Source organism: Lysobacter sp. M2-1, assembly GCF_022662495.1.
Taxonomy (GTDB): Bacteria; Pseudomonadota; Gammaproteobacteria; order Xanthomonadales; family Xanthomonadaceae; genus JAKPBU01.
In genome coordinates this window covers 1,006,306-1,023,590 of the sequence record NZ_JAKPBU010000001.1, presented here as the reverse complement: position 1 = coordinate 1,023,590, position 17,285 = coordinate 1,006,306, and the positions used below count along the sequence as shown (strand labels likewise).

Annotated in this window: 16 protein-coding genes; 5 read left to right on the top strand and 11 right to left on the bottom strand. The window is 68.2% G+C overall.

The features are described 5' to 3' along the window. Positions 1-32: 32 nt before the first annotated feature. The 3 genes from MC375_RS04460 to MC375_RS04450 all read right to left on the bottom strand — a co-directional run bounded on the left by MC375_RS04460 (position 33) and on the right by MC375_RS04450 (position 3,287). Positions 33-1,451 carry an amino acid permease gene (locus MC375_RS04460; RefSeq protein ID WP_242102101.1) on the bottom strand — a complete coding sequence of 473 codons (1,419 nt, stop codon included), beginning with the start codon at positions 1,449-1,451 and terminating at the stop codon, positions 33-35. Positions 1,452-1,560: 109 nt separating this feature from the next. Further along, complete coding sequence (locus MC375_RS04455) at positions 1,561-2,091, bottom strand: DinB family protein (RefSeq protein WP_242102100.1); 531 nt, start codon at positions 2,089-2,091, stop codon at positions 1,561-1,563. Positions 2,092-2,192: 101 nt separating this feature from the next. Beyond that, positions 2,193-3,287 (bottom strand): alpha/beta hydrolase, encoded by a 1,095-nt coding sequence (locus MC375_RS04450; protein WP_242102099.1) that lies wholly within the window; start codon positions 3,285-3,287, stop codon positions 2,193-2,195. 177 nt (positions 3,288-3,464) lie between these two features. Between MC375_RS04450 and MC375_RS04445 the strand changes: the two genes are divergently transcribed. Further along, positions 3,465-3,692: a hypothetical protein gene (locus tag MC375_RS04445; protein WP_242102098.1), complete on the top strand. Its 228-nt coding sequence runs from the start codon at positions 3,465-3,467 to the stop codon at positions 3,690-3,692. Between the two features lie 106 nt (positions 3,693-3,798). Here MC375_RS04445 and MC375_RS04440 read toward each other — a convergent pair whose 3' ends face one another. Continuing rightward, the gene (locus MC375_RS04440) at positions 3,799-4,188 is read right to left on the bottom strand and encodes a YciI family protein (RefSeq protein ID WP_242102097.1); all 390 of its coding nucleotides are present in this window, start codon (positions 4,186-4,188) and stop codon (positions 3,799-3,801) included. A gap of 129 nt (positions 4,189-4,317) precedes the next feature. Then, positions 4,318-5,415: a polysaccharide deacetylase family protein gene (locus MC375_RS04435; protein WP_242102096.1), complete on the bottom strand. Its 1,098-nt coding sequence runs from the start codon at positions 5,413-5,415 to the stop codon at positions 4,318-4,320. A 145-nt stretch (positions 5,416-5,560) separates the two neighbouring features. On the opposite strand from MC375_RS04435, the gene rmuC reads away from it, so the two are divergent. Next, entirely contained in the window at positions 5,561-6,946 is a 1,386-nt protein-coding gene (rmuC, locus tag MC375_RS04430) for a DNA recombination protein RmuC (protein ID WP_242102095.1), read from the top strand. Between the two features lie 168 nt (positions 6,947-7,114). Beyond that, positions 7,115-8,281 (top strand): M23 family metallopeptidase, encoded by a 1,167-nt coding sequence (locus MC375_RS04425; protein WP_242102094.1) that lies wholly within the window; start codon positions 7,115-7,117, stop codon positions 8,279-8,281. Here MC375_RS04425 and MC375_RS04420 read toward each other — a convergent pair. The 6 genes from MC375_RS04420 to MC375_RS04395 form a co-directional block, all read right to left on the bottom strand. Next, positions 8,278-9,375: a VacJ family lipoprotein gene (locus tag MC375_RS04420; RefSeq protein ID WP_242102093.1), complete on the bottom strand. Its 1,098-nt coding sequence runs from the start codon at positions 9,373-9,375 to the stop codon at positions 8,278-8,280. The two genes, MC375_RS04425 and MC375_RS04420, sit on opposite strands and share 4 nt — an antisense overlap. 34 nt (positions 9,376-9,409) lie before the next feature. Beyond that, positions 9,410-9,706, bottom strand: coding sequence for an STAS domain-containing protein (locus MC375_RS04415; protein WP_242102092.1), 297 nt, complete (start codon positions 9,704-9,706; stop codon positions 9,410-9,412). After that, positions 9,690-10,346: an ABC transporter substrate-binding protein gene (locus MC375_RS04410; protein ID WP_242102091.1), complete on the bottom strand. Its 657-nt coding sequence runs from the start codon at positions 10,344-10,346 to the stop codon at positions 9,690-9,692. The genes MC375_RS04415 and MC375_RS04410 overlap by 17 nt, the downstream gene beginning before the upstream one ends. After that, positions 10,346-10,888: an outer membrane lipid asymmetry maintenance protein MlaD gene (mlaD, locus tag MC375_RS04405; protein ID WP_242102090.1), complete on the bottom strand. Its 543-nt coding sequence runs from the start codon at positions 10,886-10,888 to the stop codon at positions 10,346-10,348. Before mlaD ends, MC375_RS04410 begins: the two co-directional genes overlap by 1 nt. Positions 10,889-10,968: 80 nt before the next feature. Beyond that, positions 10,969-11,718, bottom strand: a complete 750-nt coding sequence (locus tag MC375_RS04400; RefSeq protein ID WP_242102089.1) for an MlaE family lipid ABC transporter permease subunit — start codon at positions 11,716-11,718, stop codon at positions 10,969-10,971. A gap of 127 nt (positions 11,719-11,845) precedes the next feature. Continuing rightward, the gene (locus MC375_RS04395) at positions 11,846-12,646 is read right to left on the bottom strand and encodes an ATP-binding cassette domain-containing protein (protein ID WP_242102088.1); all 801 of its coding nucleotides are present in this window, start codon (positions 12,644-12,646) and stop codon (positions 11,846-11,848) included. A gap of 600 nt (positions 12,647-13,246) precedes the next feature. Here MC375_RS04395 and MC375_RS04390 point away from each other — a divergent pair. Together MC375_RS04390 and MC375_RS04385 are read left to right on the top strand one after the other, a co-directional pair. Further along, positions 13,247-14,911: a glycoside hydrolase family 43 protein gene (locus MC375_RS04390; RefSeq protein ID WP_242102087.1), complete on the top strand. Its 1,665-nt coding sequence runs from the start codon at positions 13,247-13,249 to the stop codon at positions 14,909-14,911. Positions 14,912-15,115: 204 nt separating this feature from the next. Further along, positions 15,116-17,176, top strand: coding sequence for a beta-galactosidase (locus tag MC375_RS04385; RefSeq protein WP_242102086.1), 2,061 nt, complete (start codon positions 15,116-15,118; stop codon positions 17,174-17,176). The last annotated feature ends 109 nt before the right edge of the window (positions 17,177-17,285 follow it).

Here is a 17,285-nt window from a genome sequence, read left to right as displayed (position 1 = left end):
TCGACCCGCACGCGCCGGGCGTATCCCGCCCGTTACGCGTCCTGCGCCTTGGCCAGCACGCTGTTGCGCCGTGCGTAGGCGAAGTAGGCGAGCAGGCCGATCACGTTCCACAGCGCGAACCACAGCTGGGTGCGCACCGGCAGGCTGACGAACAGGTACAGGCAGCCGCCGATCGCCACCGGCCCGACCAGCCACGCCATCGGCGTGCGGAAGATGCGCGCGCGATTGGGCTCGCGCCGACGCAGGATCAGCATGCAGGCGGCCACCGCCACGAACGCGGCCAGCGTGCCGGCATTGGCCAGTGCCGCGATCTCGTCCAGTCGCGCCACGCCCGCCAGGGCAGCCACAAACACCGCGGTGAACAGGGTCGTGCGGATCGGCGTGCCGGTGCGCGGGCTCACGGTCGACAGCCCGCGCGGCAATAGCCCGTCGCGCGACATGACGAAGAAGACCCGGCTCTGACCATAGAGGAAGGCCAACAGCACGGTGGGAAGCGCCACCACCGCCGCGCCTGCCACGATCTTCGCCGCGGTGCCCTGGCCCAGCTCGCGCATGATCAGCGCCAGCGGCTCCGGGCTCTGCGCGAACACCGTGTAGTTCATCGCACCGACCGCGGCCAGCGCCACCAGCATGTAGATCACGGTGCAGCCGATCATGGAGCCGACGATGCCGATCGACAGGTCGCGGGCCGGATTCTTGGTTTCCTCCGCCGCGGTCGAAATCGCATCGAAGCCATAGAAGGCGAAGAAGATGATCGCCGCGGCGGCCATCACGCCGCGCTCCACGCCGTCTGCGCCCATGGTCTTGGCGAAGCCGAAGGGCATGAACGGATCCAGCCGCGTCGCATCGAAATGCGGCAAAGCGATCGCCACGAACACGCCCAGCGCGAGGATCTTCACCACCACCAGCGCAGCGTTGAGCGTGGCGCTCTCGCGCGTACCGGCGATCAGCAGGCCGGCCACCGCGAACACGATCAGCACCGCCGGCAGGTTGAGCGCGCCGCCGGCGTGCGGCCCCACGGTCAGCGCCGTGGGCAGGTCGATGCCCACGCCTTGCAGGAAGCCGACCGCATAGCCCGACCAGCCTACGGCGACCGCGCTGACCACCAGCGAATATTCCAGGATCAGGCTCCAGCCGACGATCCATGCCAGCACCTCGCCCAGCACGATGTAGCTGTAGGTGTACGCGCTGCCCGCCGCCGGCATCATCGTGGCCATCTCGGCGTAGGCCAGGGCGGCGCAGGCGCACACGATCCCAGCCACCAGGAAGGACAGCAGCACCGCGGGTCCGGCCAGGTTCGCGCCGACGCCGATCAGGGTATAGATGCCGGTGCCGACGATGGCGCCGATGCCCAGCGCCACCAGGTGCGGCCAGCCCAGGGTCGGCACCAGCCGCCGTCCTTCCTCATGCTCGGTCACGCGGTCGAGGGATTTGCGCCGGAACAGGGACATGGACGGCCTTGCTGGAAGGGTCGGGGCGCGCAGTGTCGCCGAACGCGCTGCAGCATTGCCACTGCCCGCTGCCGACGGTTCGCGGCGACGTGCGCTGCGTCGGCTCGCGTCAGTGCGTGGGCATTGCCACCAGATCGGTGACGCCGACGTCCTGGCCGGCCTGGCTGAGCAGGGTGGTGGCCTGCCCGCGGTGGTGGGTCTGGTGGTTGAACAGGTGCATGAGCAACGCGAATACATCCCGCGCATGTGGATTGCCACGCATGTCGGCGTAGCGCAACGTGCCGCGCAGCGCTGCGTCGGTCAGTCCGTCGGTCCAGGCGACCAGCACCGCATCCAGTTCGCTTCGCCGGCGCGCCAATGCGGCCAGGTCGGCGCAGGGTCGCTCGTCCAGGCGCGCAGGTGCCGGCATCGCACGCACCGGCGCCAGCGCGTCCGCGTGCATCGGATCGGTGGCGAAGCGGCGCAGCCAGACGGTATCGGCCACCACGAGGTGGCTGAGCGTGCCGAAGATCGAACCGAAGAACGCGCCGCGCTCGCGCATCACCTCGTCCTCCGGCAGCCTGGCGGTCGCCGTATAGACCTTCTCGTTCATCCACGCGTTGTACGCGGCCATCGTCGTGACATAAGGGATACAGGACATCCGCTGACCTCCGGAGGCGGAGCAACAGGGTATGCGATGCCTGCGTGCGGACGCACCGAGCCCGCCGGCGCGTGGGGTCGAGCAGTGCGGCGCGGGCGTCGCTAGGGAACGTCTCGCGTCAACGGCCGCACGTGTTCGAGCAAGGCAGCGAACACGCGTCCGGGTTCCTCGACCATCGGCAGGTGCGCCGAATGTTCGAACCACACCAGCTGCTTCTTCGGCGCCTGCAGGCGTTCCATCCATTCCGCGGCGATCGGCGCGGGTACGGTGTAGTCGTGGCGGCCGAGGAAGAACACCACCGGCACGTCGAGCTTGTCCAGCGTCTGGAACGACACGTCGGCGAGCTTCGGCCATAACGTGGTCACCGAGAACGCGCTGCCCTCGCCCCAGGCCTTGCGGTCGGCCGGCGTGTATTCCGGCGACAGGCGCGTGGATTCGAAATAGAAATCGGCGTCGGGCCGGTACGCGGCCAGTGCGCCCCAGCCGATCGACCATTTGCGCCAGGCGTCGGCCTTGTCGATGGTGAAGGGGCCCAGGTCCGGATACGGGCGCAGTGCCTCGAGCTCGCGCAGCGCCTGCGCATTGCCCTCGCGTCGGGCGCGTTCGATCGTCCAGGCCAGACCCACCCGCTCGTTGTCTCGGAAGGAAATCGCCTGGCCCATGCCGACATAGGCGTGCAGCAGGTCGGGGCGCTTCGCGGCCACCGCCAGGCCCACGGCCGAACCCCAGCTGTGGCCCATCAGCACGATTTGGCGTTTGCCGTATTTGCGACACAGCAGCTCGATCAGCTCGATCGCATCGTCGCGGTAGCGTTCCAGCGTCATCGTCGAAGTCAGAGTCTTCGGGTCGTTGAGCGGATACGACTTGCCGGCGCCACGCTGGTCCCACTGGACCACGGTGAAGTAGTCCTCCCACGGGCGCTGGAAGCTCCAGGCCATCGGCATTTCCACCGAACCGGGGCCACCGTGCACGAACAACAGGATCGGGTTGTCCCGGTCCGCGCCACGCACGCTCACCGCCTGGCGCGCGCCGCCGAGCACCGCTTCGAACTCCTCCTGCACCCCGTTGGGCGTCACGATCCGCTGCAGTTCGGCCACGACTTTGCGGCCGGGGGCGTAGGCATCGATGTCGGGGGCTTGCGCGAACGCGGCTGCGGAGCACAGCAGACACAGCATCAGCAGGATCGATCGGTGCATCGGTGGTGTTTTCTCCTGGTTGTTGCCAACAGGGATACCTGGAAGGGAGCGGCGGTTGCGACGCGGCGCACGCACCGCATCGCGCAGACGACCGCTGCTGGCGAATGCAGCACGACACACGGCGCTCACGAGTCGCGCCACATCATCGCTGCGTCCCGACTCCGCGAGGAACGCGCGATGAAATCCGCCTTAGCCATGCTCGCCTTGCTGGCCTCCCTGGGCCTGCAGGGCTGCGACCGCCGGCAGACCGACGGCCATTCCGCCCTTCCGTCGGGTGAAGGCGCGGCCTCGGAAGCTCCAGCCGAGGCGCCGGCCGATACCAATGCCGCGACCCAGCCTGCAGCGGCCGCCACCGAGACGCCGCCGCCCCCGGCCGAGGCCGCCGAACCGGACCCGAACAACTGACGGATGGGCCGACCGGTCGACGCAGTTGGCCTGCACCGCCTGGCGCATCGCACATCCGCTATACCGGGAAGCAACGCGCTCGCCGTTCAGCGCAAGTGGGCGACGGTTACGCGCGCAGGTTTTCGGTGGCGATGGTGGTCGCGGTGGCGGGCTCCGGATCCAGCGGCCGCACCTCGTAGAACAGACCCAGCCGCACCGTGGGACTGTCGGCAAGCAGGCGCGCGGCCTGCTCCAGCGATGGCGCGACGACGAACCAGTAGCCGCCGATGAGCTCCTTGGTCTCGCCGAAGGGCCCGTCGGTCACCACGGTCTTGCGCGATACCGTTGCGCCCTCGGCCTTCAGCCGCGATCCGCCGTGCATGGTGCCGGCGGCGATGTGGCCGTCGAGCCATCCGTAGAAATCGTCGATCGCCTTCTGCACGGTCTCGGGCGAGGCCTCCGCGTCCCACTGGCCGCGGGAGATGACGAGGTAATCGTGGTTGGTCTGATCGCTCATGGGCGGAGCCGGAGGGTGGGAAAGAGAGCGGATTGTGCCCGGTCCGCATCTCGCCGGCTGCGACACGGCATCGCGTCATCCATCCGCGATTTCACGGTCGCATCGACGCGTGGCGCGAACCGCTGACGGCTACTCGACCCCGGCGGCGACGCCGGCCAGCTGCTTGACCCAGCGCGGGGTCGCGGTTTCACCGAAGAAGAAGGTTTCGGGCCGGTTCTCGGTCTTGGCCCAGCGATGGATCCAGCTCGTCCCCAGCTCGCCGGCAAAGTCGTCGCGGCGCAGGAAGGCAGGGTCCGAGGTGGCTTCATCGAGGCCGACGAATCGATAGTCACGCGCGCGGATGCGTGCGACCAGTTCGCTGAAGGCCGCAGCGTTGAGCTCGTTGACATGCAGCAACAGGACCTGCGGCACCCGATATCCGAGCAGCTGCATGGAGCGCCGCTCGTAGTAGCCGACTTTGCTCACCATGTAGTCGACGTAGGCCTGGCGGATCTTCGCCAGCGTGGCGGCATCGGCGCCATCGTTGAGCACGTTGCGATATGCCAGCGCGTAGATCCATTCGGAACTGTTGATGGTGACCGGCGCAGTGCGATAACCATGCGCGCCCAGGAACGCGTCCATGGCTGCCTTGTCCTGCGGCGAGCGGCCGGTGCGCAGGAACGGATGCCGGAACCAGCGGGGCTCGAGCCCGCGCTCGGCCAGCAGCGGCCGCAGGTGGCGCTCGCCGTCGAGGATGTCGGCCTGGAAAGCAGCCAGTCCGACCGCGTGCAGGTCGCTATGCCACGCGGTGTGGTTGCCCAGTTCGAATCCCGCATCCAGCCAGTCTTCGAGCATGCGCAGCCGCTCGCTGCGCAGCGTGTCGTGCGCGTACAGTTTGCCGTCGTTGACGAATCCGATCACCGGAACGCAGGCCTGCTTCAGCGCGGACAGCAGCCTGGCGTGGTGCTCGGCCAGATCCGGGGGCGCCTGGTTCCGGTCCATCACCCAGGGCAGGTCGTCGAACGTCACCGCGATCCGGTTCACCGCCCGCGGCGTGCTGGCTTGCGGGTCGTCTGGCACGGCTGCGGCGTCGGGGCGTGCCGGGCAGGGCGAGCCTGCGGCGTCGGCGGGGGTGTCGATGACCGGCACGGCGGGCGCCGGGGCAGGCGGCATCGCGTCCTGCCCGGTCGCGGCGCCCGCCATCGGGATCGCAACCAGCAACAGGGTGCCTAGCAGGGTCCGGCGCATCGGCATGTCCATCCCCGGAGTGTGCAACGTATTTTCGCATGCGGTCGACCCGGGCCGAATGGCCGGTTAGCGATGGCGCGGCCATGAAAACCGACACTCGGCACGCCGCCTCACCCCCTGAGACGCGCGTCGATACACTGGGTGCATGGCATTCACCACCCTCCTGCTGTCCTTGCTGCTGATCGCCGTGCTGGCGGCGATCGCGCTGCTGGTCGTGCTGCTGTTGCGCAAGCCCGACACGCTGCTGGAAACCCATGGCGCGCGCCTGCAGCAGGCCCTGCGCGAGGAACAGCGCGACGGCCGCGGCGAGCTGCGTCAGCAGCTCGACAGCCTGTCCGCGGCCCAGGAGCAGCGCATCGAGAACTTCGGGCTGCGGCTCAACGACCTGACCGAGCGCACCGATGCGCGCCTGGACGTGCTGCGCACCGCGCTGACCGAGGATGCGCTCAAGGCGCGGCAGGAAGCCGCTGTACGGCAGCAGCAGTTCGCCGACGTGCTCGGACAACGCGTACGCGAGCTCGCCGATCGCAACGAGCACCGGCTGGGCGAACTGCGCGCCACCCTGGAGACCCAGCTCAAATCGCTGCAGGCCGACAACGCGCAGAAGCTGGAGCAGATGCGCGCCACCGTCGACGAGAAACTGCAGACCACGCTGGAGGCGCGGCTCGGCCAGAGCTTCAAGCTGGTATCAGAGCGGCTGGAAGCGGTGCAACGTGGCCTGGGCGAGATGCAGGCGCTGGCGGTAGGCGTGGGCGACCTCAAGCGCGTGTTGACCAACGTCAAGGACCGCGGCGGCTGGGGAGAGGTGCAGCTGCAGGGCCTGCTTGAGCAGGTCCTCACCGCCGAGCAGTTCGCGCGCGGCGTGCGGGTACGGCCCGGCAGCAACGAGGCGGTCGATTTCGCCGTGCGCCTGCCCGGCCGCGGCGAAGGCGATGCCCAGGTGTGGCTGCCGATCGACGCCAAGTTCCCGCGCGAGGACTACGACCGCCTGCTCGATGCGCACGAGCGCGGCGAGATCGAAGTCGTGCGCAGCGCAGGCGTGCAGCTGGAACGCGCGATCCGCCTCCAGGCCAAGTCGATCAACGAAAAATACGTGGTGCCGCCACATACCACCGACTTCGCCCTGCTGTTCCTGCCGACCGAAGGCCTGTACGCGGAAACCATCCGCCGTCCCGGCCTGATCGATGCCCTGCAGCGCGAACATCGGGTGGTGATCGCCGGCCCGACCACCTTCGCCGCGCTGCTCAACAGCCTGCAGATGGGATTCCGTACCCTGGCCATCGAGAAGCGCTCGAGCGAAGTCTGGCAGCTGCTCGGCGCGGTCAAGAGCGAGTTCGGCAAATTCGCCACCGTGCTGGAAAAGGCCCACGGCCAGCTGGATACCGTGCAGAACAGCCTCAAGCTTGCCGGCGTGCGCACCCGCAAGATCGAGCGCCAGCTCAAGGGCGTGGAATCGCTGCCGGGTGTCGAGACGGAGCGGCTGCTGGGTGCGGTGGAGCCGGACGAGGCTGATACCCGGCACCAAGACTAGCCCTGTTGTTATGCCCTAAAACTTTAGGCGTGCGGAATCGAGCCGCAGGCTTCCTGACAGTCCCCTGCGACCATGGCGACTGCGAGCTCAAGCGCCGATGGCCACCATCACTGGCTGGCAGCGCGGGGTGCCGATACGGTGACTCGCTCAGAGAGGAAGGGCATCGCCATGGCGTACATGCACAAGGGTTGGCTCCTGCTGTTGCTGGTCACTGTGCAGTTCGCGCAGTTCGCCGGCGCGCGGGACGCCACATCGCGCGAATCCTTCGACCTGCAAGTTCCAGTGGCGCCGACCCCGGTGACGGTCGAAGGCCGCGCGCGGCTGCAGTACGAACTGCACCTGACCAACTTCACCGATTCCCCGCTACGGCCGACCGCGATCGAGATCGGCGACGGCGCCAGCGGATTCCCGCTTGCGCGCTTCGAGGGCGACGCACTTGCCACGCGCATTACGCTGATCGGGCCGGCCGACGAGGCGCAGCTGCAAGGTGCCATCCCGGGCGGGCGTCGCGCGGTGCTTTATGTGGAAATGAATCTGGCGCCCGACGCGGTGCCGGCCGCGCTGGTGCATCGGCACTCGTATGTGCGGGCCGACGATGGCGAGGACACCATCTCCGGGCCGCGCGTCGAGCTGGACGCAATGCCGCTGCCGTCGCTGGGCCCACCCGTGCGCGGCGGCCCCTGGGTCGTCATCTACGATCCGTCGTGGCCGCGCGGTCATCGACGCATGTTGCTGGCGGTCGACGGTCGCGCGCGGCTGCCGGGGCGCTTCGCCATCGACTGGGTCCGCGTGGATGCGCAGGGCCGCAGCGCGCGCGGCGATGCGGACCTCGCGCGCAACGCATTGGGCTATGGCGAGGCGGCCATCGCGGTGGCCGACGCTACGGTCGTCGCGATCCGCAACGACTTCCCCGAAAGCGAGCGCGTATCCGCCAATCCCAAGCATGCGATCGACGACGCCAGCGGCAACCATGTGGTGCTCGACCTGGGCAGCAGCCGCTATGCGATCTACGAGCATCTGCGGCCGGGCAGCGTTCGCGTTGCGGTCGGGCAGCGGGTCCAACGCGGCCAGGTTCTGGGAGAACTCGGCTTCAGCGGCGACAGCACCGGCCCGCACCTGCATTTCCACGTCGCCGATGGGCCATCGCCGGTGCGTGCCGAGGGCCGGCCGTTCGCGCTGGAGCGATTCCGGGCGTTGGGGCGCTACGAGGACCTCTCGCATCTGGGCAGCGCGCCATGGACACCGCGCGCCCCCGCGGCGACCGCACTGCGCAGCGGCGAATTGCCCGAAGGCAACAGCGTGATCGAGGTCGACGCGCCGGCGGCGCGCGACTAGCCGCCCGGTCCGCCTGGCCCGCCCGGCACTACGGGCATCACGTCGACCGGGACATAGGGGTCGGTGTCGTCCTGCAGATAGTCGGGCAGCTCCTCGTCGGAGCGTTCGCGGTCGCCGAAGATCTGGTAGGCGCGACGCTGCATCCAGGCGTCGCGGAACAGCGCGTATTCGTCGGCCGCGCCTTCGCGCATGCTGTCCACGGCCATCAGCTGGGTGCGCACATCGACCAGCTGCAGGCCCTGCAGGAAGACCCGGGTCTTGTCCTGTTCCACGTATTGCAGCGGCGCCATCGGCGAATCGCCGACCAGGCCGAACACGTCGCGCACGGTGCGCGGGCCGAACAGCGGCAGCTCCACGTAGCGCGACTTCTTCCAGCCCCAGACCCCCAGGGTCTGGCCGAAGTCCTCGCTGCGGTTGGGGATGTTGAACTTGGTCGCCGGGTCGAAGATGCCGGCCAGGCCGAGGGTGGAGTTCACCGTGAACCGCGCCAGCGATAGCCCGGCCTGGCCGGGACGGCCCTGCAGCAGCGCGTTGAGCGCGCTGACCGGCTGGCCAAGGTTGTTGAAGAAATTGCCCACGCCCAGGCGCACCGGACGCGGTACCACCGCGACATAGGCCTGCGCCAGCGGCCTGGCGATGGTCCGGTCGACCACATTGTTGAACGCGTGCACGCGTCGGTTGAGCGGCTCCCACGGGTCGTAACTGGACGGCAGGTCCGCGGGCGACGGCAGGGAAGGATCGGCGACCGGGTTGTAGGGATCCTGGCCGTTGCCGTAGAGGGCGGCATAGTCCTGCTCGGCCTGGGTAGGCGCCAGCGGATCGCCCGCAGCGGCGGCCTCGTCGGTCGTTGCCGCAGCTGGGGACTGTGCGGCGGCTTCGGCAGCAGCGGGATCGGGCGCGGACGCCGCGGCGGGCTCGCTGCCCGCAGGCGTCGGGACGGTGACGGTCGCCGCTTCCGACGGCGTTGCCGCCTCCGCGGCAACGGCCGCAGCGACGGGGGCATCGGCCTTGCGCGCAGCCGTACCACCGGCGCAGGCCGCCAGCAGCAGGAGCACGAGCGGCGCGGCGGCTCGCGTAAGTCGCAGGGGGGTCATGAAGGATAGTGTACCGGCTGGTGCGGAAATGTCCTCAGCCGGCAGCGAACCCCAGCTGGTCGTCCAGTCGATACGCGCTGCGCAGTTCGGCCAGGCCAGGCGGGTCGCCCAGCAGTGCGACGCCGTCCAGCTTCGAGGCCACCTCGGCCAGCAAGGCCAGCCCGGCGCTGTCGATGGAGGCCACCGCGCCCAGGTCCAGCACCCGGACGCCGTCGATCGCAGGCAGCTGCTTCCACAGCGCCGGCACCTGCGCGCGCAACAGAACGCCGGCGAAGCGCAAGGCTTCGCCGGCGCGGGTCACGCTGGAGTTGGCGTCAATTGGTGCTGGCATCGGCCTTGAGCTGGCCGCTGCGCAGATCGGAGGCGACCTGCTTGATCGACTTGCGCTGCAACTCGGCATCGAACTGCTGGCGGAAGGTCTGGACGAAGGACACGCCTTCGACCATCACATCGAACACCTTCCACTGGCTGCCGGACTTGCGCATCAGGTAATCGACCGGGATCGCCTCGCCGCCGCTGCGCAGCAGTTCGCTCGCCACCTTCACCCCCAGGCCGCGCGGCAGCGCGGTCTCGGATTTCACCCGCACCTTGAGCCGGGTGTTGAAGTCCAGCAGCGAGGCGCCGTAGCGCGCCATCAGGTTGTCGGCCAGCGCGTCGGCGAACAGCTTCACGTCGGCGTCGGAGGCGCCGCGACCATGGCGGCCCAGCACCTGGCGCGCCGCGTAGTCGCGGTCGAACATGGTATTGAACTCGCCCGACACGAACTGGCGCAGTTTGCCGCGGTCGGCGGTGAACTCCGCGCGGCGGCTCTCCAGCGTGGTCAGGATCCGGGTGCTGTTGTCCAGCACCAGCTTGCTGGGCGAGCCCTGCATGGTAGCGGCAGCAGACTGCTGCTGCGCGAGGCCGACGCCCGGCGTGGCCACAGCGGCGAGCCCGATGGCCAGGGCCAGGGCAAGGAGGTTGCGGGTCATCATGGTGTCGTTTCCGTGGGAGCGGGGGATTCGGCCTCTGGCGCCGGTGCGGCGTCCTCGGGCGAGTCGGGCGCGGAGGATGACCCGGGCCCGCTGAACATGTACTTGCCGACCATCTGCATCAGGTCGACGGCAGGGGTGGTGAAGGCGATTTCATCACCCGGCTTGAGCACCTCGATATCGCCGCCCGGCTGCAGGCCGATGTAACTCTCGCCCAGCAGGCCGGCGGTCTGAATGCCGGCCGAAGTGTCGGCGGGCAGGTCCTTGTAGCGATCGTCGATGGCCAGGGTCAGCACCGAATCGAGTTTCTGCGGGTCCAGGGTCACCTCGGTGACCCGGCCGATGTTGACCCCGCCGATGCGCACCGGGGCCGATGCGCGCAGCTGGCCGATATTGGTGAAGCGCGCCTTCAGCTCATAGGTACCGGCGTTGCCGAAGGAGAACTTGCCATTGGTGGACGCGAGCGCCAGGACCAGCAGCGAGGCGAGCGCCAGCAGCAGGAAGGCGCCGACGGCGAACTCGAGACGGGGGCCACGGGACATGGGATTACCTCAGGTGGGTCACTTCGTCATTCCCGCGTTCGCGGGGACGACGATCGAAGGGAATGGGGAATGAGCGGCAGTCATGGGTTCCACATCGCCGACAGCACGAAGTTGAACATCAGCACCAGCAGCGAGGCATTCACCACCGCGCGCGTGGTCGCGATCGAGGTGCCTTCGATGGTCGGCTCGGCGTGATAGCCCACGTACGAGGCCACCAGTGCCGAGGTGCCGCCGAACACCGCCGCCTTGACGAAGGCGAACACGAAATCCTTGTCGAAATCGACCGCGTCCTTCATCACCTGCCAGAAGGTGCCGCCGTCGATGCCGATCACGTGCACCGCCTCGAAGTAGCTGGCCGAGATCGCGAAGCTGCAGAAGAACGCCACCAGCAGCGGCACGGTCAGCACCGCCGCCCAGAAGCGCGGCGCCACGGCCTTGGCCACCGGGTCGATCGCCATCAATCCGAGCGCGGTGATCTGGTCGGTGGCGCGCATCAGCCCGAGCTCGGCGGCGATCGAGCTGCCGGCGCGGCCGATGAACAGCAGCGCGGTCAGCACCGGCGCCAGTTCGCGGTACAGGCCCAGTCCCACCAGCGCGCTGATCTGGTTGGACGCGCCGTAGGTTTCCAGCGCGCGATAGCCCAGCAGGGTCACCGACAGGCCGACGAAGGCGCCGCCGACCGCGATGATCGGCAGGGAGCGCGCGCCGACCTTGTAGATCTCGCGAATCAGCTCGGCGAAGAAGTCGGCCGTCGGCTTCGATGCGCGCAGCACCGACAGCGAGAACAGCCCGGCGCGGCCAAGCGAGCGGGTGGCGGCGATGAAGGGCATCAGCGGCCGCCTCCGGCGGCGGGATTCGGGATTCGGGATTCGGGATTGGTGAAAGTGCGCGATCGCACCGGTTCGCGTGCTTTTGCGCGGGCGAATCCCCAATCCCCAATCCCCAATCCCGGCTCCATCACGCCGCCTCCGCGCGCGGTGCGCTGTCGAAACGGATCGGTCCATCCGGTTCGCCGCGCAGGAACTGCAGCACCAGCGGATCGGTGGTCGCTTCCAGCTCCGCCGGCGTGCCGGAGAACACGATGCGGCCGTTGGCGATCACGATCGCGCGGTCGGCCACCGGCAGGGTTTCGTGCACGTGGTGGGTCACAATGATGCTGGTCATACCCAGGCTGTCGTTGAGCCGCGAAATCAGGCTCATGATCACGCCCGAAGCGATCGGGTCCAGCCCGGTCAGCGGCTCGTCGTAGATCATCAGCGGCGGATCCAGGGCCAGCGCGCGCGCCAGCGCCACGCGCCGGGCCATGCCGCCCGAGAGCTCGCGCGGATACAGATCGCCCGCGGTGCGCAGCCCCACCGCATGCAGCTTCATCAGCACCAGGCGTTCGATCACCGGCTTCGGCAACGCGGTGTGCGTGCGCAGCGGCAGCGCGATGTTTTCGGCGACGGTCAGGTCGGTGAGCAGGCCGTTGCCCTGCAGCAGCACGCCGATGCCCTTGCGCAGCTCCAGCAGCTCGCGCTGGCGGCGCGGCACCTGGGTGCCGAGTACTTCGACCGTGCCTGCGGTCTGTTCCAGCTCGCCGGTCAGCGCCGCGAGCAGGGTCGACTTGCCGCTGCCCGAGGGGCCGAGCACTGCCGTGATGCTGCCGCGCGGCACATCGAGGTCGATGCCGGACAGGATCGTCCGCCCGCCGCGGTCGAGGCGCACTCCGGACAGGCGGACGGCGATGTCTTGCGCAGGCACGGGATCGGCGGGCATGGGGTCGTCGTTCGGGTGGGCGGTGCGACCGGATGCGACAGCACCCGGCCTGGGCCACGAAGGCGCGCAGCTTGGACGGAGCCCGCTGAATCGCGCCGGAGTGACTGAACCGAACGGTACAGGAATCTCCCCGGACGCGCCCGTGACGCAAGTCAGGCTGGGATGCGTGGAACCCCGGAGTCCGGATGCATCCGGCGATGAAAAGCTCCGCTCCGGCCCTGATGGAGCAACGGGTTGGTCATTGCGGCGGGGCAAGTCTCAACGCTGACGCCGGCCTGTGGCTTCGAAGACGCGGCGATCGTTCGGCCAGATGCATGACCCGGTTGGAAGCCGACACCGACGCGTGCAGCGATCGGTTGAACCCGCAGCGAAAAAGACTTTGTTGCGCGCGAGTCAGGGCGCCAACCGCACCCGCGTCACTCCATCCATATCGTTTCTGGAATAGACGGCGACCAATCCTTCATTGGTCGTGCCGGGGGGATTGGGCGAAGCTCCGTGCACGCGAACATCGCCGCTTCCATTCCGCTGATCGCATCACGCGGCCGAATGCGTCGCCGATCCGATACGACCCGACACTCCGTCCTGCCGATGGCCACCAGAATGAAACGATTCGCACTGGCGCTTGCCGCCTGTATCGCCGTGCTGCCGGCCTGGGCCGGCGACGTCACGTTCACCGAAGTCCACTATGCCGGCGATGACGGCGGCCCGGCCGTCGGTCCGACGCAGTACCGCAATCCGGTCGTCGCCGGCTTCTATCCGGATCCCTCCGCGATCCGCGTCGGCGACGACTTCTATCTGGTCACCTCCACGTTCGGCTATTTCCCGGGCCTGCCGATCTTCCACAGCCGCGACCTGGTGTCGTGGCGGCAGATCGGCAATGCCATCGATCGCGCCGACCAGCTCGACTACGGCGACGACGAGCTGACGCGCGGGCTGTTCGCGCCCACGATCAGCTACCACGACGGCACGTTCTACATCGCCAACACCTGCTTCTACTGCGACGGCGGCAACTTCGTCATCACCGCGAAGGACCCGGCCGGGCCGTGGTCCGATCCGGTGTGGCTGGGGTTCGAGGGCATCGATCCGTCGCTGTTCTTCGACGACGACGGCAGCGCATGGATGGTCAACAACGGCATGCCCCAGGCCAAGCTGCGCTACGAGGGGCATCGTGCGATCTGGCTGCAGCAGTTCGACGTCGCCAGCAAGAAGATGATCGGCCCGCGCACGGTGCTGGTCGACGGCGGCGTCGACCCTGCAGCCAAGCCGGAGCACGTCGAAGGCCCGCACCTGTTCAAGCGCGACGGCTGGTATTACCTGACCGCGGCCGAAGGCGGCACCGGCGAGCAGCATGCGCAGATGATCTGGCGCAGCCGCAAGATCACCGGTCCCTACGAGCCATGGTCCGGCAATCCGTCGCTGACCCAGCGCGATCTGGATCCGAAGCGGCCCGATCCGGTCACCTCCACCGGACACGCGCAGTTCGTCGATCTGAAGGACGGCTCGTGGTGGGCGGTGTTCCTCGCCACGCGCCCGTATCGCGGCAACCAGTACAACCTGGGGCGCGAAACCTTCCTGCTGCCGGTGACCTGGCGCGACGGCTGGCCGATGGTCCTGCCGCGCGGCGAGCGCGTGCCGATGGTGCTGGAACGACCCGCATTGCCGCGGAGTCCGCAGCCGGTGCCGACCAGCGGACCGATCGAATGGAGCGAACGTTTCGGCGCCGAAAAACTGCCGCCGCAATGGATGACGATCCATCCGCCGAAGCAGGCGTGGTTCGACACCGGCCGCGACGGCCTGAAGCTCACCCCTTCCCCGACCCCGCTGGGCGGACACGGCAGCGGCGGGCAGCCGGCGTATCTGGCGCATCGCCTGCAGCACCACCATGCGACGCTGTCCGCGACACTGGCGCCCTACAAGCCGGAACCGGGCGAACTGGCCGGGCTGGCGGTATTCCAGAGCGAGGGTTACCACTACATCGTCGGCGTGGAAGGCGATCGAGACGGGGCCGCAGTCGCGCTGTACCGCCGCGCCGGCAAGGACGGCGCCGCGACCGGAGAGCGCATCGCCCGCATCGCACTGCCGTCGTCGCAGCAGCCGGTGTCGCTGCGCTTCCAGCTCGACGGCCCGCGCCTGGACGTGTTCTACGCATTGCAGCCGGGCGCGTGGAAACCGGTCGCGAGCGATCTCGATGCCAGCATCCTGAGCACCGATACCGCCGGCGGCTTCATCGGCGCCACGTTTGGTCCGTACGCATACCGTCCATGACCGGGACGCGGGCGATCGCTTCAGGGCGTCGGCGGTCACCCGACCGATGGCAGCATCTGCGGTCACAAGCGTTGGGACATTGGACTGCGCCCCGAGCTCAGTGGGCGCTTCCGGCCCCGCATGCCATAGGCGAGCCGCGATAGCCCATTGGCCAGCTTGAAGGAGCACGTTCATGCGCGTCGATGCCGCACAAGGTGGGAACGAATGGGATCGAAACTCGCAAAGCTGACCGCCACATGCGTTGTCGCCGGGGCCTTCTTCTGCCATGGCCCGGTGCGGGCGCAGAGCGCGGAAGGCCATAGCGACTGGCCGGGTCCAGGCCAGCTCTTCGTCGGCACCAACTACCAGTCCGTGGATCGCAGCGACGAGCAGATCAGGCGCGACATCGCGCGGATGAAGCAGGCCGGCTTCAAGGTCGTGCGCGTGGGCGACCTGTCCTGGGATCATTTCGAGCCCGCCGAAGGCAAGTTCGATTTCAAGACCTTCGACTGGATGATGGACGAGCTGCATGCCGCCGGCCTCAAGGTCATCCTCGACATCCCCGGCCAGCCGGCGCCGATCTGGCTGCACCACAAGTACCCGGGCGTCGACATCGTCACCCAGAACGGGGTGCAGCTCGATGCGGCCGAGCGCTACATGGACAACATCAGCGATCCGGATTACAGGCGCCTGCTCGCGCGCATGGCCGACACGCTGACCAGGCGCTATGCGAAGCACCCGGCGCTGTTCGCGATCGGCTACAACAACGAAATCGGCAACGGCTTCGTCTCGTACTCGGAAGCCGACCGCCTGCGTTTCATCGACTGGCTGAAAGAAAAGTACGGCAGCACCGAAGCCCTGAACAAGGCCTGGGCCACGCAGCGCTGGTCGCGCCACATCAACACCTGGGACGAGGTCCGGCTGCCGTACTTCGACGGCCCCGGAGCCTTCGAACGCCAGCTCGACCTGCGCCGCTACTGGTCCGACGTGACCATCGCCACGCTCAGGGACCTGGAAGCGATCCGCAAGCAGAACACGCCCGACAAGCCGGCCATCTCCAATCTCTGGGACACCTCCGGGCGCAAGGGTTTCGATTACCTGGCGACCTACCGCGACTACGTGAGCTACGGCGCGATGGGCTTCTATCCCGGCGAGCCGCTTGGCGCCGCCTTCGACGCGACGATGATCAAGGGCGGCCTGTCGACGCCGATCTGGTTCAACGAATTCACCGCCGGCGGCGGCGGCTACTACGGCACCAGGGGACGCGCGCGCATGTGGGCGCATTTCGGGCTGCTGATCGGCGCGCAGGCGGCGCTGGCATGGACCTGGCACAGCCACCACGGCGGCGAGGAGCAGGCCCTGTTCGGCCTGATCGACCACGACGACCGGCCGTCGTGGAAGCTCGATGAATTCGCCACCATCGCGCGGGAGTTCTCGCAGCTGGAGCAGCTCGGCTTCCCGCGCATGACCCAACCGAAGGTCGCGATCGCCTATTCGTTCGACAATGTCGTTGCCTCCGACCCGAGAGGGCCGTCGAACACCGTCAAGCAGTACATCGGCACGCCGTACCAGAAGCAGGCGCACAACGCCTTCGAGCCGCTGTTCAAGGAAAACATCGACGTTGCCGTCGTCAACATCGGCCACGAGGATCTGAGCCGGTACACGCTAGTCGTCGTGCCGGGCCTTTACCTGCTGGACAAGGCGGCGGCAGAGAACCTGCGCAAGTTCGTCGCCGAAGGCGGCACGGTCATCATGACCGCGTATTCGGCCAAGGTGAACGAGCACAACCAGTGGTACGACACGCCGCTGCCGGGGCGGCTGACCGATGTCTTCGGTCTGCGCACCAACGAGTTCTACAACGCCGGCGCGGTCGCGACCGAGATCGACGGCGAACAGGTCAAGGGCGACATCGGTCATTACGAGGTGCTGGAGCCCTCGACGGCGCAGGTGCTGGCGCGCTTCACCAACATGGAAGGCAATACGCCGTCGATCACGCTGAACCGGTTCGGCAAGGGGCGTGCGATCTACGTCGCCACGCCGGCCCAGCCGCAGATCATGCGGCCCCTGTACCGGCAGCTTTACGCAAGCCTGGGGATCGAGCCGGGGCCCAAGACGCCGGACGGCGTGTACGCGCGCGTGGTCGAAGGCAGGGTGCTGTACGTCAACGCCGCGGGCGAACCCAGGGATGTACCGATCGACGGCACGATGTCGGGCGTGCTCTCGGGCAAGCGCTGGACGGGCACGCTGCAGCTTCCACCCTTCGGTGTCGATTTGCTCGAGAAGTAGGCGGCTGCCCTTGCGGCCGGTCGTGCTTTGGCCAAAGGGCGCCCACCGTGGCGCGCACCAGGCGCCCGGCCTGTGATCGTCGCCGGGCGAGAGAGCTGATTCTCCAGCT